Origin of the sequence: Variovorax sp. J22G73, assembly GCF_030317035.1 — a bacterium.
In the GTDB taxonomy this organism is placed as follows: domain Bacteria; phylum Pseudomonadota; class Gammaproteobacteria; order Burkholderiales; family Burkholderiaceae_C; genus Variovorax.
The window spans coordinates 236,620-255,685 of record NZ_JASZYK010000011.1; the positions used below are offsets into that span (position 1 = coordinate 236,620).

The 19,066-nt window shown below is 70.2% G+C and carries 21 protein-coding genes; 10 read left to right on the top strand and 11 right to left on the bottom strand.

What is annotated here, in order from left to right; translation table 11 throughout:
• Positions 1-80: 80 nt before the first annotated feature.
• The 4 genes from QTI51_RS30635 to dbpA all read left to right on the top strand — a co-directional run bounded on the left by QTI51_RS30635 (position 81) and on the right by dbpA (position 3,860).
• Positions 81-1,352 (top strand): MFS transporter, encoded by a 1,272-nt coding sequence (locus QTI51_RS30635; RefSeq protein WP_116910459.1) that lies wholly within the window; start codon positions 81-83, stop codon positions 1,350-1,352.
• A 364-nt stretch (positions 1,353-1,716) separates the two neighbouring features.
• Positions 1,717-1,986 (top strand): hypothetical protein, encoded by a 270-nt coding sequence (locus tag QTI51_RS30640; RefSeq protein WP_116910507.1) that lies wholly within the window; start codon positions 1,717-1,719, stop codon positions 1,984-1,986.
• Positions 1,987-2,043: 57 nt separating this feature from the next.
• Positions 2,044-2,313, top strand: coding sequence for a translation initiation factor IF-1 (infA, locus tag QTI51_RS30645; protein ID WP_013544282.1), 270 nt, complete (start codon positions 2,044-2,046; stop codon positions 2,311-2,313).
• Between the two features lie 83 nt (positions 2,314-2,396).
• Positions 2,397-3,860, top strand: a complete 1,464-nt coding sequence (gene dbpA / locus QTI51_RS30650; RefSeq protein ID WP_116910460.1) for an ATP-dependent RNA helicase DbpA — start codon at positions 2,397-2,399, stop codon at positions 3,858-3,860.
• Here dbpA and QTI51_RS30655 read toward each other — a convergent pair.
• Positions 3,814-5,340 carry an MATE family efflux transporter gene (locus QTI51_RS30655; RefSeq protein WP_116910461.1) on the bottom strand — a complete coding sequence of 509 codons (1,527 nt, stop codon included), beginning with the start codon at positions 5,338-5,340 and terminating at the stop codon, positions 3,814-3,816. The genes dbpA and QTI51_RS30655 overlap by 47 nt on opposite strands.
• 62 nt (positions 5,341-5,402) lie before the next feature.
• Here QTI51_RS30655 and QTI51_RS30660 point away from each other — a divergent pair, with 62 nt between their 5' ends.
• The 5 genes from QTI51_RS30660 (at position 5,403) to QTI51_RS30680 (ending at position 8,554) form a co-directional block, all read left to right on the top strand.
• Entirely contained in the window at positions 5,403-5,573 is a 171-nt protein-coding gene (locus tag QTI51_RS30660; protein WP_165840364.1) for a hypothetical protein, read from the top strand.
• A gap of 91 nt (positions 5,574-5,664) precedes the next feature.
• Positions 5,665-5,994 carry a hypothetical protein gene (locus QTI51_RS30665; RefSeq protein WP_116910462.1) on the top strand — a complete coding sequence of 110 codons (330 nt, stop codon included), beginning with the start codon at positions 5,665-5,667 and terminating at the stop codon, positions 5,992-5,994.
• 16 nt (positions 5,995-6,010) lie between these two features.
• The gene (locus QTI51_RS30670) at positions 6,011-6,211 is read left to right on the top strand and encodes a hypothetical protein (protein WP_116910463.1); all 201 of its coding nucleotides are present in this window, start codon (positions 6,011-6,013) and stop codon (positions 6,209-6,211) included.
• Positions 6,212-6,243: 32 nt separating this feature from the next.
• On the top strand, positions 6,244-7,278 hold the full coding sequence (locus tag QTI51_RS30675) for a MerR family transcriptional regulator (protein ID WP_116910464.1): 1,035 nt from the start codon (positions 6,244-6,246) through the stop codon (positions 7,276-7,278).
• 34 nt (positions 7,279-7,312) lie between these two features.
• A complete protein-coding gene (locus QTI51_RS30680) occupies positions 7,313-8,554 on the top strand; it encodes an acyltransferase family protein (protein WP_286517119.1) in 1,242 nt (413 codons plus the stop codon).
• On the opposite strand, the gene QTI51_RS30685 is transcribed toward QTI51_RS30680, so the two are convergent.
• Entirely contained in the window at positions 8,491-9,378 is an 888-nt protein-coding gene (locus QTI51_RS30685) for a LysR family transcriptional regulator (RefSeq protein ID WP_116910466.1), read from the bottom strand. The genes QTI51_RS30680 and QTI51_RS30685 overlap by 64 nt on opposite strands.
• A gap of 82 nt (positions 9,379-9,460) precedes the next feature.
• Here QTI51_RS30685 and QTI51_RS30690 point away from each other — a divergent pair, with 82 nt between their 5' ends.
• A complete protein-coding gene (locus QTI51_RS30690; protein WP_116910467.1) occupies positions 9,461-10,360 on the top strand; it encodes an EamA family transporter in 900 nt (299 codons plus the stop codon).
• A gap of 8 nt (positions 10,361-10,368) precedes the next feature.
• On the opposite strand, the gene QTI51_RS30695 is transcribed toward QTI51_RS30690, so the two are convergent.
• The 9 genes from QTI51_RS30695 to QTI51_RS30735 form a co-directional block, all read right to left on the bottom strand.
• Positions 10,369-11,310 carry a fatty acid desaturase family protein gene (locus tag QTI51_RS30695; protein ID WP_116910468.1) on the bottom strand — a complete coding sequence of 314 codons (942 nt, stop codon included), beginning with the start codon at positions 11,308-11,310 and terminating at the stop codon, positions 10,369-10,371.
• Positions 11,311-11,368: 58 nt separating this feature from the next.
• A complete protein-coding gene (locus QTI51_RS30700; protein ID WP_116910508.1) occupies positions 11,369-12,064 on the bottom strand; it encodes a GntR family transcriptional regulator in 696 nt (231 codons plus the stop codon).
• Positions 12,065-12,090: 26 nt separating this feature from the next.
• On the bottom strand, positions 12,091-13,404 hold the full coding sequence (locus tag QTI51_RS30705) for an NAD(P)/FAD-dependent oxidoreductase (protein WP_116910469.1): 1,314 nt from the start codon (positions 13,402-13,404) through the stop codon (positions 12,091-12,093).
• Positions 13,401-13,649, bottom strand: coding sequence for a (2Fe-2S)-binding protein (locus QTI51_RS30710; RefSeq protein ID WP_116910470.1), 249 nt, complete (start codon positions 13,647-13,649; stop codon positions 13,401-13,403). Before QTI51_RS30710 ends, QTI51_RS30705 begins: the two co-directional genes overlap by 4 nt.
• Positions 13,646-14,749, bottom strand: coding sequence for an NAD(P)/FAD-dependent oxidoreductase (locus QTI51_RS30715; protein ID WP_116910471.1), 1,104 nt, complete (start codon positions 14,747-14,749; stop codon positions 13,646-13,648). The genes QTI51_RS30710 and QTI51_RS30715 overlap by 4 nt, the downstream gene beginning before the upstream one ends.
• Before the next feature lie 11 nt (positions 14,750-14,760).
• Positions 14,761-15,711, bottom strand: a complete 951-nt coding sequence (locus QTI51_RS30720; RefSeq protein WP_116910472.1) for a 4-hydroxyproline epimerase — start codon at positions 15,709-15,711, stop codon at positions 14,761-14,763.
• A 35-nt stretch (positions 15,712-15,746) separates the two neighbouring features.
• Positions 15,747-16,880: a branched-chain amino acid ABC transporter substrate-binding protein gene (locus QTI51_RS30725; protein WP_116910473.1), complete on the bottom strand. Its 1,134-nt coding sequence runs from the start codon at positions 16,878-16,880 to the stop codon at positions 15,747-15,749.
• A gap of 92 nt (positions 16,881-16,972) precedes the next feature.
• Positions 16,973-17,887, bottom strand: coding sequence for a dihydrodipicolinate synthase family protein (locus QTI51_RS30730; RefSeq protein WP_116910474.1), 915 nt, complete (start codon positions 17,885-17,887; stop codon positions 16,973-16,975).
• Positions 17,888-18,054: 167 nt separating this feature from the next.
• Positions 18,055-18,780 carry a glycine zipper 2TM domain-containing protein gene (locus QTI51_RS30735; RefSeq protein ID WP_116910475.1) on the bottom strand — a complete coding sequence of 242 codons (726 nt, stop codon included), beginning with the start codon at positions 18,778-18,780 and terminating at the stop codon, positions 18,055-18,057.
• Positions 18,781-19,066 lie beyond the last annotated feature (286 nt).

The following is a 19,066-nucleotide window of genomic DNA, read 5'->3' on the forward strand; positions in this document are numbered from 1 at the left end:
GATTGTGGTTCTTTTGAAGAGCCAATTGCAAATCTATCGTGCAGGCATCGATCACTTTCCAGTCGCTTCAGGAGTCTTCCATGCACACCGATTTCGCTGCACCCCACCCCGGCAACGCGGCCAGGCTGCCCGCCAGCCTGGGCTGGCTCGCGCTGGGCGCGTTCGCCATCGGCACCGAGAGCTTCATGGTCGCGGGACTGCTGCCGGTGCTGGCGGCCGACCTGCAGATCGGCGCCGCGCGCGCTGGGCAGCTGGTGCTGCTGTTCGCACTGAGCTACGCCATCGGCTCGCCGCTGATGGCCGCGGCGCTGGCGCGCTTCGGGCGGCGCGCCTTGCTGGTCGCGAGCCTCGCGCTCTTCTCGGGGCTGACGCTGGCCGCATCGACGGCGCAGGGCTTCGCGCAACTGGCGATGGCCCGCGTGGCGTTGGGGCTGGTGGCCGGCGTGTTCCTGCCGACCGCGAGCGCGGTGGCCGCCGCGATGGTGCCGCCGGCCTTGCGCGGGCGCGCCCTGGCCATCGTGAGCGGGGGCGGGACGGTGGCGGTGGCGCTCGGCGTGCCGCTGGGCGCGTGGATCGCGGGGTGGGGCGGCTGGCGCACGGCCTACCTGCTGATCGCGGCAGTGGCCGTGCTGGCCACCATCGGCCTGGCGCTGGGCCTGCCGCGCGCGCCGGTGCCGGCACCCGCCGCCGATGCCGGGCGCACGCCGGCCTTTGCCGTGGTGCGCGAGCCCGGCGTGATGCCGGCGCTCGCGGTGACGATGCTGTGGGCCACGGGCGGCTTCAGCTTCTACACGTACATCGCGCTGTTTCTCTCCAGCACGCTGGGCTTCGCGGCGCAGGGCGTGGGCGCGGTGTTCTTCGCCGTGGGCGTGGCGGCGGCCGTGGGCACGGCGGCGGGCGGCTGGGCCACCGACCGCTTCGGCGCGGACCGCGTGGCGCAGGGCTTCGCGCTGATGCTGGTGCTGGCGCTGGGCGGGCTCTCGTTCGCGGCGCAGTGGCTGCCGCGCGGTCTGGCGCTGCCGCTCGTCGTGGGACTGTCGGCGCTGTGGGGTTTCGCGGGCTGGGGCTTCGGGCCGGCGCAGGCGGTGCGGCTCATTCGGCTGGCGCCGGAACGCGCGCCGATGACGCTGTCGCTCAACGCATCGGCGGTGTACCTGGGCATTGCGGCAGGCTCGGCGCTGGGTGGCGCGGCCATCGACCTGGTGGGGGTCGCCGCGGTGGGCTGGGTGGGCGCGGCCTGCCAGCTGGCCGGGCTGGTGATGCTGCTGCGGGCGGCGCGCAGGGCGCGTCTTGCACAGATCGCACGAATGGCCTGCACGTCGCCTTCATCGACGACTTCGCTATGTTTTTAATAGCAAGTAGTGCTTTATGAACGGCCCTTCGGGGCCTTTTTCATGGAATCGTTGTAATTAAGACAAGCGCTCGTCATGCCCTGCGGGCTATAATGTCGGGTTCGTTTCGATACCACGACGAAGAATTTCGTCAATACCGCCGGCTGACCTGCACTGTCCCTTGGATTCTTCAGGCCTCTCATTCCCAAGCCGGCTTTCACAGTGTGTTGGAGCGCCAGACCGGGCGCCCATGATTGCCACCACTGCCTTCGTTCTTGTTGAAGCGAATAGCGCGTCCGCCGCGCCGTTCCGGCCGGCCCACGCCCGTTTTCAATCATTTTTCAGGCACTTCGCGCTCTGTATCCGCGCGCTGTGCCAAGGCTTCATGGACATCATTCAACACAGTATCGCGGTGGGCAAGTACCTTGTTTCCCCGCTCATTCGACACCAGGACGACGGCAACTACGCCGCCTCCGTCTCGATCCGCTCCGGCCACGGCAGCGGCATGCACGACCGCGTGATGCGCTTCACGCCGCGCTTTGCCAGCCGCGCCGCCGCAGTGGGCTACGCCATCGACCAGGGGCTCGGCTGGGTGCGCGAACGCACGCCCCGCCATGCCGGCAATGCCCCTCTCGCGCTCCCGTGCGCGGGCTGAAACAATCACGCCAAATCCATCTCCAACACACATCGAACGATTCAGAGGTAACCACACATGCCCAAGGAAGAACTGATCGAAATGAACGGCGCAGTGACCGAAGTGCTGCCCGACTCGCGCTACCGCGTCACGCTGGACAACGGTCACCAACTGATCGCCTACAGCGGCGGCAAGATGCGCAAGCACCACATCCGCATCCTGGCGGGTGACAAGGTGTCGCTCGAACTCTCGCCCTACGACCTGACCAAGGGCCGTATCACCTTCCGTCACCTGGAACGTCGCGGCCCGCCGCCGACCTCCGGCGGCAACAACTCTCCCCGCCGCTGATCCGCGACTGACGAAAGGCCTTGCGGCGCCCCGCGACGGGCGCTGGCAAGGCTTTTGTTTTTCCGGGCCACGGCTGCTGCACGATGACCACACCCAACTCCACAGCCGGCGGCCCGCAAGCCCAGGCCTCCGCCGACAACGGCTTCGCCGCGCTGGCGCTCTCGCCGCAGATGCTGGCCAACCTCACCCAGCTCGGCTACACGCAGATGACGCCGATCCAGGCAGCCAGCCTGCCGCCGGCGCTGCTTGGCAAGGACCTGATCGCCCAGGCCAAGACCGGCAGCGGAAAAACCGCCGCGTTCGCGCTCGCGCTGCTCTCCAACCTGAACCCGCGCCGCTTCGCCGTGCAGGCGATGGTGCTGTGCCCCACGCGCGAGCTTGCCGACCAGGTCACCACCGAAATCCGCCGCCTGGCGCGCGCGGAAGAAAACATCAAGGTCGTCACGTTGTGCGGCGGCGTGGCCCTGCGCGGGCAGATCGCCAGCCTGGAGCACGGCGCCCACATCGTGGTCGGCACGCCCGGGCGGCTTATGGACCACCTGGAGCGCGGCAACCTCGACCTGTCGGCGCTGAACACGCTGGTGCTCGACGAGGCCGACCGCATGCTGGACATGGGCTTCTTCGAGGACATCGTGAAGGTGGCGCGCCAGTGCCCCAAGGAGCGCCAGACGCTGCTGTTCTCGGCCACCTACCCCGAAGGCATCGCCAAGCTCGCGCAGCAGTTCATGAAGAACCCCGAGCAGATCACGGTGCAGGCGCAGCACGAAGGCAGCAAGATCCGCCAGCGCTGGTACCAGGTGAAGGACAGCGAGCGGCTGCACACCGTGAGCCTGCTGCTCGACCATTTCCGCCCCGTGAGCACGCTGGCCTTCTGCAATACCAAGCAGCAGTGCCGCGACCTGGTCGAGGTGCTGCAGGCGCAGGGCTTCAGCGCGCTGGCGCTGTTCGGCGAGCTGGAACAGCGCGAGCGCGACCAGGTGCTGGTGCAGTTTTCGAACCGCAGCTGCTCGGTGCTGGTGGCCACCGACGTGGCCGCGCGCGGGCTGGACATTGCGCAGCTCGAAGCGGTGATCAACGTCGACGTGACGCCCGACTCCGAAATCCACATCCACCGCGTGGGCCGCACCGGCCGCGTGGGCCAGCAGGGCGGCTCGGAAGGCCTGGCGCTCAACCTGGCCAGCATGAACGAGATGGGCCACGTCGGCAAGATCGAGCAGCTGCAGGGCCGCGAGTCGGAATGGCATGACCTGGCCGAGCTCACGCCGGGCAAGGGCGAGCCGCTGAAGCCGCCCATGGCCACGCTGCAGATTGTGGGCGGGCGCAAGGAAAAGATCCGCGCCGGCGACGTGCTGGGCGCGCTGACGGGCGACTGCGGCTACGCCAAGGAGCAGGTCGGCAAGATCAACGTCAACGAGTTCTCGACCTATGTAGCGGTCGACCGCGCCATTGCCGAGGAAGCCGTGCGCAAGCTCTCCAGCGGGCGCGTGAAGGGCAAGTCGGTCAGGGTGCGGCTGCTGACGCTGCAGGACCTGGGCCAGGACCAGTAACGTCCCCGGGCTGCGGCGTTGCAAGCGCCGCGGCCTCGCCGTGCGCCGAGGTCGGCGCCACCGGGGCGTCGAGCACTGGAACTGCACCTGCTGCAGCATCGGCCACCCTCTCGGCGACCCCATCGGGCGCCTGCTGCCGCGCCAGCTTCGCGGCCAGCCTGAACGCCACCACCACCGCCAGCAATCCGAAGATCGACGAGCCCACGGCCTGTCCGATCAGCACGCCCGGCGCGCCGTAGTGCGAGCCCCACCACGCGAACGGAATGGTCCCCATCGTCGCGCGGCCCCAGTTGAACGCGGTCGACAGCAGCGGATGCCCGAGGTTGTTGAACGACGCGTTCGCCACGAACAGCCCGCCCGCGAAGAAGAAGCTGGGCGCCAGCCAGCTGCAGAACAGCGAGATCAGTTGCGCGGCCAGCCCGTCGGCCGAGAACGCGCGAATCAGCACGCCCTGGCCCAGCGCCAGCACCAGCCACGCCACGGCCACCGACACCACCATGAACAGCAGGCTGTCGCGCAGTCCTTCCTGCACGCGCCGGTACTGCCCCGCGCCCAGGTTCTGCGCAAGGATGGGCCCGACCGCGCCGCTCAGCGCATAGACCAGCCCGAAGGCCACGGGCGTGAGCCGGTCGATGGTGGCCGCGCCCGCCACCGCCGAGGGGCCAAACTGCGCCACCGCATGCGTGACGAAGGCCGCGCCCACGGGCGTGGCCAGGTTGGTCAGCACCGCCGGCCCGGCCACCGTGCCGAGCGCGCGCGCATCGTCGGCCAGCCGCGACGCGTCGAAGCGCCCGAGCATGCGGTGCGTGACCAGCACGCCATGCAGCCCGATGGCCGCCAGCACCAGGCGCGAGACCACCGCGCTGATGGCCGCGCCGTCGAGCCCCAGGCCGAAGCCGAAGATCAAGATGGGGTCGAGCACCGCCGTCACGAAGGCGGCCGCGAGCGTCACCGTCATCGAGCGGCGCGCATCGCCCACCGAACGCAGGAGCGCCGAGCTGGCCATGCCGATGCCCAGCAGCGGCAGCGTGTGCACCGTCACTGAAAGGTAGCGCTGCGCGAGCCGCGCGGTCTCGCCCGTGGCGCCCAGCAGCTGCAGCGCCGGGTGCAGGAAGAAGGCGGTGCCCGTGCCCACCACCACCGACAGCGCTGCCATCAGCACCAGGCTCGAGGTGGCGATGCGCCGCGCGTCTTCCGAGCGGCCCGCGCCCACCGTGCGCGACACCACCGCCGCGATGCCGATGGTCAGCCCGATGCACAGCGACGCATGAAAGAACCCCACCACGCCCGCGAAGCCGACGGCCGCCGCCGTCTCCTTCTCGCCGAGCAGCGAGATGTAGAACAGGTTGATCAGGTCGACCGCGAACACCGCGATCAGCCCGATGGCGCCGGTGCCCGCCATGACGCAGACGTGACGCAGCAGCGAGCCCGAAACGAAGCGCGCCCGCTCGACACCGCCGGCCGTTTCGGTTATTGGCATGTGAAATTCCTGATGTGGCCTAATTGCGGGTCGAACATTCATTACTTTTACCCGAGCTTTTCATGCCCAAGACATTCCGTACCGAAGCCGAACGCGTTGCCACCCCCAAGCCGACGCCGCTGCCCGGCTACACCGCGCCTCGCTCCGGTGGCGGCCAGAAGGTCAGCCTCGAACGCGGCACCGCCACGCGCAGCAAGAAGAACCCTGGCAAGCGTCCCAAGAAGGGCGGCTGATCCAGCACCCCGGCTCTCAGGAGCCACGACGAACGCGCCCTCGGGCGCGTTTTGTCATTGGGGCCGCCCCCGAACAGCCCCTTGAACCACCATGTCCGACGACAACCAGATCTTCATTCCCCCTTCGTTCTTCGCGGTGTACAGCGACGCACGCCAGCGCCTGAGCGAGCCCATCGACGTGGTGCGCGCGCGCTACGAGATCTGCGAAGACCTCGCCAACCACCTCGTGGGCCATGCGCAGCTGCAGCACCACACCGAGGTGCCGGTCGAAAGCGAGATCCTGCGGCGCATCAACGCCGGGCTGGCGACACCCGAGTCGGGCGTGTCCGCGGCGGAGGCCACGTGGATCGTGCAGCGGCTGGCGGAGCTGCTGGGGTGGCCGGGCTGGGAAGAACCCGAGCCGACCCCTGCCAACGACTGAACTTTCGAAGGCCACCATGAGGCGCATCGCCCCGGCACTGCTTTGCGGCCTGCTCGCACCGCTGGCCCAGGCGATGCCGGTGTCGTGCATGGTGGGCGACAACGTGGCGACGGTTTCGCGCAGCGACCCGATCGCCGATGCGCCGTCCACCGCCTTCGGCAGGGTCGAGCAACGGACATCGCAGATGCCCTGCACGATGCCCGCGGCCACGAACTGATCCGTTTCAGGCCTTGACCCAAGGAGCCCGCAGTGCTGCTGAAAGTCGGAGAACTCGCCCGGCACACCGGCCTCACGGTGCGCACGCTGCACCACTACGACGCCATCGGCCTGCTTGCGCCCTCGGCACGCTCCGAGGCCGGCTACCGGCTCTACAACGCGGCCGACATCGGCCGGCTGCACGCCATCCAGGCACTGCGCCTGCTGGGGCTGCCGCTGGCGGAAATCGGCGGGCTGCTCGGCGCTGAAAGCGGCGCGCTGCCCGCGATCATCCGGCGCCAGGTCGCATCGCTCGACCAGCAGATCGCGCAGGTCACGGTGCTGCGCGAGCGGCTTGCCCTGCTCGAAGAGCGGCTCGCCGAAGGCGCCCAGCCCGACCTGAAGGACTGGCTCGCCACGCTGGAGCAGATGACCGCCTACGGCCGCTACTTCAGCCCCGCCGAGATCAAGTCGCTCATGGCCAACTGGAGCGCCGTGGCCGGCCTGTGGCCGCCGCTCATCGCCGAGGTGGCCGCGCTGATGGCGCGCGGCGTGCCCAGCGATGCGCCCGAGGTGCAGCCGCTCGCCTCGCGCTGGATGAACGTCATGGGCCAGTGGATGGACGGCAACTACGACCTCATCACGCGATGGGGCGAGATGTACCGGCGCGAGCCGGTGGCGCGGCGCGACGACGGGCCGCCGACCGAACTGATCGACTACATCGGCGCGGCCATCGGCGTGCGCATGGCCGCGCTGCTGCGCCACCTGGACACCGAAGACCTCGCGCGCCTGGGCAAGCCGCCAGAAGACGAATGGCGCCGCCTCGGCGAGGAACTCGCCGCGCTCCAGGCCCGCCAGGTTCCGCCCGAAGACGAGGCGGTGCAAGCCATCGCGCAGGCCTGGGTTCAGCTGCTGGACGCCTTCACCGACCACGACCCGGCGCTGGCCACGCGGCTGATGAAAGCCATGGCCACGGAGCCGATGCTGCAGGCAGCCGCCGTCGTCGGCCCCGCGGTGCGCGGCTATCTGCTGCAGGCCATCGCCGTGCTTCGGCAAAAAAATGCGATGCCGGGCACCGCCGCCCCTTGACCCTGACGTTGCGTGAGGCCCAACAGTGGGCCGCATGAACAACGCCTGCATCCCCTCCACCCCGCCCACGCCCGCTGCGCCCCAGAGGCTCCACGCGCTCGACAACCTCCGTGCCCTGATGATGTGGCTCGGCATCGTGCTGCACGTGGCCATCAACCACCTCACGGTCGATTCGCCGCTGCCGTGGCGCGACCCGCAGACCTCGCGGGTGGCCGACCTGCTGCTGCTGTTCATTCACAGCTTTCGCATGCCGGTGTTCTTCGTGCTGGCCGGCTTCTTCGTCGCGTTGCTGGTCGAGCGGCGCGGCGCGGGCGGCATGCTGAAGAACCGCGCACTGCGCCTCGCGCTGCCCTTCGCCCTGTTCTGGCCGCCGCTTTTCGCGGCGACCACGTTGCTGACGATGGTCTACATCCACCTGACGGCGCGCGGAGTGCCGGGCATCGACAGCGCGCTCACGCCCGCGCGACAGCCGGGCGGCTCGCCCTTCAACACGATGCACCTGTGGTTTCTTTACCAGCTGTTCTGGTTCAGCGTGCTGGCGGGGGCCGGCGTTCGGCTGCGGCGCTTCGTGCCGACGCGGCAACGCGATGCCGTGGCTCGCGGCTTTGCCGTGCTGGCGCAACGCCGCTGGGGCTTCGTGGTGCTCGCGCTGCCGCTGGCGATCACCGGGGCCTTTCATCCGTCAGGGTTCGTGACGGAGAGCGGCTCGTTCCTGCCGTCGTTTTCCGAATGGCTTCAAAGCGGCCTGTTCTTCGTGTTCGGGTGGTACCTGCACCGCGACCAGGAGCGCTTGCTCGCGCGCCTCGCTGCGCGCTGCAAGGGCCTGGCGCTCGGCGGACTGGCGTTCTTCGTTGCAACGTTGGCGCTGCTGGGCGCGCTGCACGGCCAAGCCCCGTACCGCCTGCCGCACGCCGAGTTCTGGATCGCCTTCGCCTACAACGCGACGTCGTGGCTGTGGAGCCTGGCGCTGATCGGCGGCTTCGTGCGCTACGTGCCGCGCCAGAACGCGGTGCTCACGTACCTCTCGCAAAGCTCGTACTGGGTGTACCTGGTGCACATGCTCGGCACCATCGGCTTCGGCATCCTGCTGTTCCACGCGCCCTTCGGCGCGCTCACGAAGATGGGCCTCAACATCGCAGCCACCTCGCTGGTGGCGCTGGCCAGCTACCAGCTGCTGGTGCGCCGGACGCCGCTGGGCACGCTGCTGAACGGTCAACGCACCGCGAACCGCTCCACCAGAAAGTCGACAAAGGCGCGCGTCTTCGCCGCCAGGTGACGCGAGGGGTACACCGCATACACCGGCGTGCGGTCCGCCTCCCAGTCCGCCAGCACCGCCTGCAGCCGGCCGGTCGACAGCTCGCTCTCCACATAGAGGCGCGGAATCAGGCTCAGGCCGAAGCCGGCCAGCAGCGCGTCGCGCACGGCGATGCTCGAGCTGACCTTGTAGCGCCCGTCCACCGGCACCGCCACGTTGCGGCCGGCGCGGGTGAAGGTCCACCGGTTCGCATGGCCCGAGAGCGTGAACTGCACGCACTCGTGCGCCTTCAGGTCCTCGGGCTGCGCGGGCACGCCGTGCGCCGCGAAGTACGCCGGCGCGCCGCACAGCACATGCGTCAGCGTGGTGAGCTCGCGCGCGACGAGGCTGGAGTCTTCCAGCCGGTCGCTGCCGCGGATGGCCAGGTCGTAGCCGCCGCCGATCAGGTCGGTGCGGGTGTCCTGCAGGTCCAGTTCCAGGCGCAGGTTCGGGTAGCGCCGCATGAACTCGGCGATGGCCGGCGACAGCGACACGAGCGAGAAGGTCAGCGGCGCGCTCACGCGCAGCACGCCGCCGGGGCTCGCCCCCATCGGCGCGAGCGCGGCGTCGGCCTCTGCGAGGTCGTCGAGGATGCGCGCGAGCCGCTCGACGTACGCCGCGCCCGCCTCCGTGAGGCTCATCTGCCGCGTGGTGCGGTTGATGAGCCGCACCTTCAGGTGCGCCTCCAGCTCCGCGATGTTCTTGCTGACCGCCGCCGCCGACAGCCCCATCTGGCGCGCGGCGCCGGCGAAGCTGCCGGTGGCGGCGGTGGTGCGGAAGACCTTGAGGGCGGTGAGATGGTCCATGGCCGAATTGACGACTGACAGTAAAGAATCAATTCATTATTCGAGCATTCACAACCATGGGTCAATTCACTAGATTCAAGCCATGACCCGCACCACCGACCTGCTGCTCACCGCCACCGCGCCCGCCATCTGGGGCAGCACCTACATCGTCACCACCGAGCTGCTGCCCGCGAACTACCCGCTGACGGTCGCGCTGCTGCGCGCCTTGCCCGCGGGCCTGCTGTTGCTGCTGATCGTGCGCAGGCTGCCCGAGCGCGCGTGGTGGGCGCGCATCTTCGTGCTGGGCGGGCTGAACTTCTCGATGCTGTGGGCGATGCTGTTCCTGGCCGCCTACCGGCTGCCGGGCGGCGTGGCGGCCACCATCACCTCGGTGCAGCCGCTGATGGTGGTGTTCCTGGCCGGGCTGTTCCTGGGGGCGCCGGTGCGCGCGCTGTCGGTGCTGGCGGCGGTGGTGGGCATGGGCGGCGTGGCGCTGCTGGTGCTCACGCCGAACGCGGCGCTCGACGCCGTCGGCATTGCCGCGGCCCTGGCCGCCGCGGTGTCGATGGCCTTCGGCACGGTGCTCAGCCGGCGCTGGCAGCCGCCGGTCTCGGCGCTGACCTTCACCGCCTGGCAGCTCACCGCCGGCGGGCTGCTGCTGTTGCCGGTGGCGCTGCTGCTGGAGCCGCCGCTGCCCGCGCTCACGCTGCACAACTGGATCGGGTTCGGCTGGCTGGGCCTCGTGGGCGCCGCGCTGACCTACATCGTGTGGTTCCGCGGCGTGGCGCGGCTGGAGCCCTCGGCGGTGGCGCCGCTGGCTTTCCTGAGCCCGGTGACGGCCGTGGTGCTGGGCTGGGCGCTGCTGGGGCAGGCGCTGTCGGCGTGGCAGGTGGCGGGCATCGGCATCGTCATTGCGAGCATCTGGCTGAGCCAGCGCGCGCAGCGCGGGGCGCCGCCGGTGGCGCGCGCCGTGCCACCGGCACGCCAGGCCGGGGCGGGATGAAAGGCGGGCTAGGAAACGAGCTGAGGAGCGGGCGTCGTGGCTTGCTTCAGCAAGCTCAGGTAGCCCGGCTGCACTTCCATGCGCGCGGTGGCGCCCTGCTGGCGCAGCAGGCGGTGCGCCTTCGGCAGCGCCCAGCAAGGCAGGTTGGTGAACATGTGGTGCTCGCAGTGGTAGTTGACCCAGTAGGGCGCCACCAGCACGCGCTCGAGCCAGCTGGCGTGCGTGGTGCGGGCCTGGCGCAGCGGGTCGGCCTCGTCCTGCGCCACCAGCGCGTGCTCGGCGATGTTGCGCACGCGGCTCACCAGCGGCAGCCACGTGGCCATCGGCAGCAGCCACATCGCCAGCCACGCCCAGCCGTGGCCGGCCAGCATGAAGGCCAGCAGGCCCAGGCCGTTGCCGAGCAGAAAGCGCCGGTCCTTCGCCAGCTCGCGAGCCAACACCTTCAGCACCGCCTCGCCCGGCGCGCGCCGGCGGATGCCTTGCGCTATGTGGCCGAAGCGCTGCTTGTAGAAGGTCTGCCCGCTCAGGTCGCGCAGCACCTTGCGCCACATCGACGCGCGCGTGATGGGGAAGGGCGCCGACAGCACCAGGTCGGGGTCTTCGGCCTGCTGCACAAAGCGGTGGTGCTGCAGGTGGTAGGGCCGGTAGTCGCGCAGCGTCGACGAGCACAGCCAGTGGCCGACCCAGTCGTTCACCTTGCGGTTGCGGTGCAGCCCCGCGTGCGCCGCGTCGTGCATGAGGATGAACAGGCCCAGCTGCCGCGTGCCGACGATGGGCACCATGAACGGCACGGTCCACGGCCACGCGATGCCCACCAGCATCGCCGCGCCGATGACGCCCCAGCAATGCGCCACCAGCCACAGCCCCTTCCACGACGAGCGTGCGGTCAGCGCGCGCCACGCTTCGGTGCTGAAGAAGTCTTCGGGTTGGGCGCGGGGAGCGACGGCCATGCGTTTCAGTATGCGCCGCGAGCCCCGGCGGCACACGCGGACTTCCCCGATGTGCGGCCTACCTGTCGATGACCTTGCGCGCGAAGACTTCGAGGTAGTCCATCAGCCGCTCGGCGCCCGCCATGGCCGCAGCCTCGTCGCCGGTCGCGATGCCCTGCGCCAGCTCGAGGTGCGCGTTGGCGCCCTCGACGATCTCGCCCTCGTGCTGGTAGGCGTACCAGAAGCGGCGGCACTGCACGATGGGCGGAATCACCGCCTTCACCGCGGAGTCGTTGTGGCTCGCCTGGTGGTTGACGAGGTCCAGCGCGTGGTCGGCGCGCATGTAGTCGCTCAGGTCGCCGCGGCCCGCGGCCTCGACCATGGCCTCGGCGCAGCGCACGATCTGCGCGCGCTGCAGCGCCGTGGCGCGCCGCGCTGAGCAGGCGGCAATGAGCCGCTCGAGCACGCGCCGGGTCTGGATCACGTCCAGGTGGTCGGCCAGGTCGATGGCCGACACCAGCAGGCCCCGGCGCGGCTGCTGCACGATGAGCCCGATGGACACCATGCGCATCAGCGCCTCGCGCACCGGCGTGCGGCCCAGGCCCGTGCGCTCGGCCAGCTCGGCCTCCACGACCTGGCTGCCGGGCTGGATCTGCAGCGTCGACAGCAGCGCCTCGATGGCGTCGTAGGCCACGTCGGCGGCGCGGCGCTTGGGTGCGCTGGGCGCGCTTGGCGAACTGGATGGGGGGCTGGAATCGGGGGACGGGGCGGCCATGGGGGTCTCGTGCGGGTGCGGCGTCGTCATTGTCGGGCGTCGCCCTGGGCGGCGAGCGCTGCCAGCGTGGCGATGCGCGCCGGCGACAGCGGCGGGCGCGGCGCGGGCGGCGTCCAGCCGAACAGGAACTGCGCCGCGTCGCCGCACACGCGGCCCTGGCAGGCGCCCATGCCGCAGCGGCGGTGCAGCTTGGCGTCGGCCCAGCCGGTGCATGACGACAGAGCGGACAGCGGCACGTCTTCGCAGCGGCACACCAGCGTGTCGGGCCCGGGCATCTGCCGGAGCTCGGGCGCCAGCGCGAAGCTGCGGTGCAGCTGCGCGGCGAAGGCGTCCCACCTGGCGCGCTCGCGCTGGTGCGCCTTGGCTTCGCGCTCCTGGCCGACGGCCGCGTGGCCGGCGATGGTGCCTTGCGCCAGCGCGCGCTCGCTGCCGCCGAAGCCGGTGCATTCGCCGGCCGCGTAGATGCCCGCCACGCTGGTGGCTTGCAGCGCATCGACCGACAGGCCCGGCCCCGCGAGCGCACAGCCGAGCAGTTGCCCCAGTTGCGTGTTGGGCACCAGGCCGAAGCCGCAGGCGATGCGATCGCATGCGATGTCGACCTCGCGACCGCCCTGCCGCAACCGGACCGACTCGACCTGCGCCGTACCCTGCGCCGACACGATGCGCGACCCGGTACGGTACCGCAGGCCCGGCGCACCGACCGACATGCCGCCCAACGCCACGGCTTGCGCCGCCTTGCCAGGCCAGCGCACAAGGCCGGCACCGAAGCGCGCCACCGATGCGAACGAAGCCTGCTCGGCGATGCGCAGCACCGTCGCGCCCGCGGCGTGCGCCGTGGCCGCGGCGGCCAGCAGCAAGGGCCCGCTGCCCGCGACGACGATGCGCTCGCCCGCCACCGGCAGCCCCGCCTTCACCAGCGCCTGCAGCCCGCCCACGCCCGTCACGCCGGGCAGCGTCCAGCCGGGGAAGGGCAGCAGCAGCTCGCGCGCGCCGGTGCAGAGCACGAGCTTGTTCCAGCGCATGCGCGTGGCGCCCTCGGCGTCTTCGAGCAGCAGTTCGCGCGGCGCGGTCACCGTGGCCACCATGGTCGCGGCCACGACACGCGTGCCGCTGCGCACGCGAATGTTCGCGTGGCGCGCGAGCGCCTCGCGCCACCGGTGCGCCGCGGGCGGCAGCACGGCGCCGGGGCCGTCGCGCCAGATCTGTCCGCCGGGCGCGGGGTTGTCGTCGATGACGACGACCGCCGCGCCGCGGGTCGCGGCCGCCACCGCGGCGGCCATGCCGGCCGGCCCCGCGCCGATGACCAGCACGTCGCAGTGCTGCAGCACGACGCCGTTCATTCCGTCGTCTCCACGCGCATGCCTTCGGCGCACACCGTCTGGCACGCGAGGCGGCGCCGGCCGTCGACCCACACGCGGCATTCCTGGCACACGCCCATGCCGCAGAACGGCGCGCGCGGCTGGCCGGTGACCGAGGTGCGCGCCACGCCCATGCCGCCGGCCACGCGCAGTGCGGCGGCGACGGAGCTGCCGGTTTTCACGCGCACGAGGTGGCCGTCGATGTGCAGCAGGGTGTGGGCGCTCATGCGTGCTCCCGCAGGCCGCGCGGCGCATACGGCGTGGCGTCGAAGTCGGGCGTCGCGCCGGTCATCAGCGCGGCCAGCAGGTGCGCGCTGCCCGGCGCGGTCGTCACGCCCAGGCCTTCGTGCCCGACGGCGAGCCAGAGCCTCTCGCGCCACGGGTGCCTGCCCAGCAGCGGCAGGCCGTCGGGCGAGGCGGCGCGCAGGCCGGTCCATGCGCGCACGGCGTTGAGCGTGCCCAGGCCCGGCAGGTAATCGAGCGTGCGCTGGAGCATGCGGGCCAGCATCGGCGCCTCGACGGCCGGGTCGGTGGTGTCGAACTGGCGCGACGAGCCGACCAGCAGCTGCCCGGTCGGACGCGGCTGCACGTTGAAGGCGACCGAGTCGCCCTCGCTGTGGTGCGCGCTGGTGACGTAGCCGAGCTCGACGAGCTGGTGGTGCACCGTGCCGGGGTAGCGGTCGGTGATGAGCAGGTGGCCCTTCTTCGGGCGTATCGGCAGCTCGGGGCACAGCGTGGTCGCCTGGATGCCGTTGGCCAGCACGACCTGCGGCGCGCTGCGGTGGCCGCCGTCGGCCAGGCGCAGCCTGCCGTCTTCTTCGATGGCCTCCACCTTGGCGTGTTCGACGTGGACCGACCCGGCGTTCTGCGCCAGCAGCCAGCGCGCCGCGTTCGGCGCGTAGAGGATGCCGTCGCCCGGCACTTCGAGCGCGCCCGCGAGTCCCTTGCGCAAGGCGGGCTCGGCGCTGGCCAGCTCGCTCGCGCCGAGCAGGCGGCTGTCGATGCCGTGCGCGCGCAGGCGCTGCTGCTTGCGCTCGGCCTCGGCCATCTCTTCGTCGTTGGCGGCGATCCACAGCGTGCCGCAGGGGCTGTAGGCGCAGTCGTCGCTCATGCGCGCGGCAAGCCCGCGCCAGCGCGCGATCGAATCGCGGCTCAGCGTGAGTTCGGCCGGGTTGTCGTCCATCACCACGAGATGGCCCATGCCGGCGCCGGTGGCGCCGCCAAGCCGCGCATCGAGCACCCGCACGCGCGCCCCGGCCTGCGCCAGCGCGTGCGCGCAGGCCGCGCCGACGATGCCGGCGCCGATGACGATGACGTCCGCGTCCATGCCCCGCGGCGTCAGGGCCGGATGCCCCAGCCGAACGGGTCTTCGTCGTCGATCAGCAGCGTGCTTTCCGCGCTGATGTAGGCGCGCCCGCGCAGCGTGGGAACGAGCCGGTCGCCGTCCATGGCGTAGCTGGCCTCGAACACGCTGCCGATGACGCTGGCCTGCTTCCACACCGCTCCCGGCGCGAGCTTGCCGTCGGCCGCCAGGCAGGCGATCTTGGCGCTGGTGCCGGTGCCGCAGGGGGAGCGGTCGTAGGCGTTGCCGGGGCACAGCACGAAGTTGCGGCTGTCCGCGCCCTGGTCGCTTTCCCCTGGCGGCGCGAAGAGCTCGATGTGGTCGACCTCCGCGCCGTCCGCGCCCGTGATGCCCTGCGCCGCCAGCGCCTTGCGCAAGGCCGTCGTGTAGTCGGTCAGCGCGGCCAGGTTGTCGCTGGCCACGCGCTGGCGGTGTTCGCTTTCACCTACCAGGAAGAACCAGTTGCCGCCATAGGCCACGTCGCCGCGCACGCTGCCGTGGCCCGGCACCTCGACCGCCACCTGGTGCAGATGGCGGTACGCGGGCACGTTGCGCACGCTGACGGAACCGTCCGCGTGCAGCGTGGTGGTCACCGTGCCCACGGGCGTCTCGATGCGGTGCTCGCCCACCCCGATGCGCCCCATGTGCGCCAGGCTCGCGACCAGCCCGATGGTGCCGTGGCCGCACATGCCCAGGTAGCCGGCGTTGTTGAAGAAGACCACGCCGGCGGCCGCATCGGGCGACACCGGCTCGCACAGCAGCGCGCCCACCACCACGTCGCTGCCGCGCGGCTCCAGCACGGTGGCGGCGCGCCATGGGTCGTGCAGGTCGGCCAGCAGCGCGCGGCGCTCGGCCATGGTGCCCTTCCCCAGATCGGGAAAGCCGCCGATCACGAGGCGCGTGGGCTCGCCGCCGGTGTGCGAGTCGATGACCTGGATGCGTTGCATGGGGGTCCGTTCAATGGCCGATTCAATGGCCGGTTTCAATAGCTCGCGATAGGCACCGGCGCCGCGTTCTTGAACGTGAACACGGTGATCGGTGCCTGCTTCATGTTGCCCTTGTCGTCGTATGCATAGGTGGCGGCCACGCCCTTGTAGGTGGTCTTGTAGAGCTCGGCGCCCACCTTGTCGGTATCGATGGAGTTGGCCTTCTTCATCGACTCGCCGATGAACAGCACCTGGTCGTAGTAAGAGGCGGCGTACGCATCGGGGTCGGCGTTGAAGCGCTTCTTGAACTTCTCCTTGAAGGCCGGGCCGCTTTGCGCCTTCTCGAGCATGGAGCCGCCCTGCGCGCAGAACACCAAGTCGTTGACCGCGTCGCCGCCCAGCTTGCCGGTGGCCGGGCTGCACACGGTGTCGCCGCCCAGCAGCTTGCCGGGCACGGCCAGCTGCTTCATCTGGCGCGCCATGGGCGCGGCCTGCGGCGCGTAGCCGCCGAAGAAGATGGCCTCGGGCGCCTTGGCCTTCAGGTTGGTCAGGATGGCGGTGAAGTCCACCGCCTTGTCGGTGGTGAACTCCTGGCCCACCACCGTCAGGCCCTGGTTCTTGGCTTCCTTGGTGAACTCTTCCGCCAGGCCCTGGCCGAAGGCGGTGCGGTCGTCGATGACGCCCACCTTCTTCACCTTCAGCTCCTTGGCCGCGTAGACGGCCATGGCGCCGCCGATCTGGTTGTCGCTGGCGATGATGCGGTACAGGTTCTTGTAGCCGCCCTGCGTCACCTTCGGGTTGGTGCCCACGGTCGACAGCAGCACGCCGCCGTCGCTGTAGATGCGCGACGCCGGAATGGCCACGCCTGAGCAGTACGGGCCCATGACGTACTTGACGCCGTCGTCCACGAACTTCTGCGCCACGCTCACGCCGGTCTTGGCGTCGCACTGGTCGTCTTCGGAGACCAGCTCGAACTTCAGCGTCTTGCCGCCCACGCTGAGCTTCTTCGCGTTGAGCTCTTCCACCGCGAGGCGAACGCCGTTTTCGTTGTCCTTGCCCGCGAAGGCGTTGGGGCCCGACAGCGGGCCGCTGTGGCCGATCTTGACCACCTGCTCCTGCGCGTGCACCTGGCCGGCAACGGCGAGGGCCACGAGACCGATGAAGGGAACCATGCGTGCGTGTGTCTTCATGCTTCTTCCTAGGTTGGGACGATGAAAAGTGCGAGGGTTCGCGGTGAATGGTGGTGACGGTTGCCGAGGTGTGCCGAGCCGCGGGATGGCGGCTACATCACCGACTGGTACTGCGCCGGCCGCGCCGCCAGCGCCTTGCCGACCACGCCTTCGATGAAGGCGCGCTCCTCGCCGACGAGCGGCAGCCGCGGGCGGCGCATGTGCTCGGTGCCCACGCCCACCAGCGCGTCGATGAGCTTGAGGTTCTGCACCAGCTTGGTCGACACGTCCAGGTGCAGCATCGGCGTCATCCACTGGTAGAGCTTGAGCGCCTCGGCGAACCTGCCGGCCTTCATCAGGTCGTACAGCGCCACCGTCTCGCGCGGAAACGCGCAACCCACGCCCGCCAGCAGCCCGTCGCAGCCCAGCGCCAGACCTTCGTAGGCGAGGTCGTCCACGCCCAGGAACAGCTGGTAGCGGTCGCCCACGGTGTTGCGCAGGTCGGTGATGCGGCGGATGTCGTCGGTGCTTTCCTTGATGGCCGCGATCCATTCGCAGTCGGCCAGCGCCAGCATGTGCTCGGGCTTCAGGTCGACCCGGTAGGCCACCGGGTTGTTGTAGACCATGATGGGCCGTTGCGCGGCGTTGGCGATGGTGCGCACGTTGAGCATGGCCTCGCGCGCGTCGGCCACGTAGATCACCGAGGGCATCACCATGAAGCCGGCCACGCCCAGCTTGTTGGCCCCGTCCACGTAGCGCAGCGCCTCGCGGGTGCTGGTTTCCGACACGTTGGCCAGCACCGGGATGCGGCCGTCGACGGCCTCCAGCGCGATCTTCGCGACCTGCAGTTTTTCTTCGAGCGTCAGCGTGCTCGCCTCGCCCAGCGAGCCGCAGGTGACCAGGCCGTGGATGCCGTTGCGAACCTGGAAGTCGATGTGACGCGCCGTGCCTTCGGCATCGATGCTTTCGTCGGCGTGGAACTTGGTGGTGACGGCGGGAAAGATGCCTTGCCAGCGGGGATTGCTCACTTGATCGCTCCTTGTGGATGTGCGGTGTGGAAGCGCCGCACTTTAAATATATTAAGGATATATCGTCAAGATATCCGTGGGAAAAGCGAGCTTCCAGCCCTGATGCTTATGTGATATCGGAGGAAAAAGGAGCCGGGCCGCGCACGCTTGCGCGACCCCAGACGGGCTTACTTGCGCCCGTCGGCCGGGCGCAGCACCCCGCGCTTGAGCGTCACCGGCTTGCCGATGGGCGGCGCGGACTTGGTCTCGGCCGTGCGCAGCGTGCCGTTGTCCATGCGCACCGCCACTTCGTACACCGTGACCGTGCGCACGTGCTTCTCGATCTCGTTGCCCGCGAAGCCGCCCCCGACCGCGCCCAGCACCGTGGTCGCGGCGCGCCCGTTGCCGTGCCCGAACTGGTTGCCGACCAGGCCCCCCACCACGCCCCCGGCCACGGCGCCCACGCCGCTGGTGCTTTGAAGGCGCTTCTGCACGGGGCGAACCGACTCGACCCGTCCGCAGACCGCGCAAGGCGGCGCAGCGGGGGCCGCGGCCACCACGGGCGCGTTCGCGCCGGGTGCCGGTCCGGGCTGTACAGCCTGTGCGGGCAAAGGTGCGGGAGCGGGCATGGGCGCAGCGGCCATGGCCTGGGGCGCAGGCCCTGCGGAGGTGGGCGGCACGGCAGGCGCCGCCGGCATCATTTCAGGTTTGAAGTCGTCAGGCGCGTTGGGCGAGGCCGCCGCCACGACAGGCGCTGGCGTGCCAGCGGTGGTGCTCGGACCTTGGCGGCTGACCAGCACGCCGCCCAGTGCCACGACAGCCACGGCCAGTGCCCCGATCACGGCCCAGAGCGCCTTGGGCGACTTGCTCACGGGCTGGCCCGGAGGCGGGTTGAATGGCGAAGACGAGTCCATGAAAAATCCCGGTTGTGTCCGAAGCGAAATCCTTCGGAACCCACCCGGGAGCATGAGCGCGGACGGCGCGTTGTCAATTGACCGGCGTCCTACAGCCGCGTCGGGGCCCGGTGCCGGGCATTGCAGTTCAGGGCGCCACGGTCATCGGGCAGCGGTCCGCCAGCCGCGTGCCCGAGTGAACAGGGCGTCGGGTGCTTCCCGCAGCGAAATGAATGCAAAGGGACTTCTCGCTTCCTGGTCACGGTATCGAGTACCAAGATTGATGTGCGAAGTCAATCTGAAACCT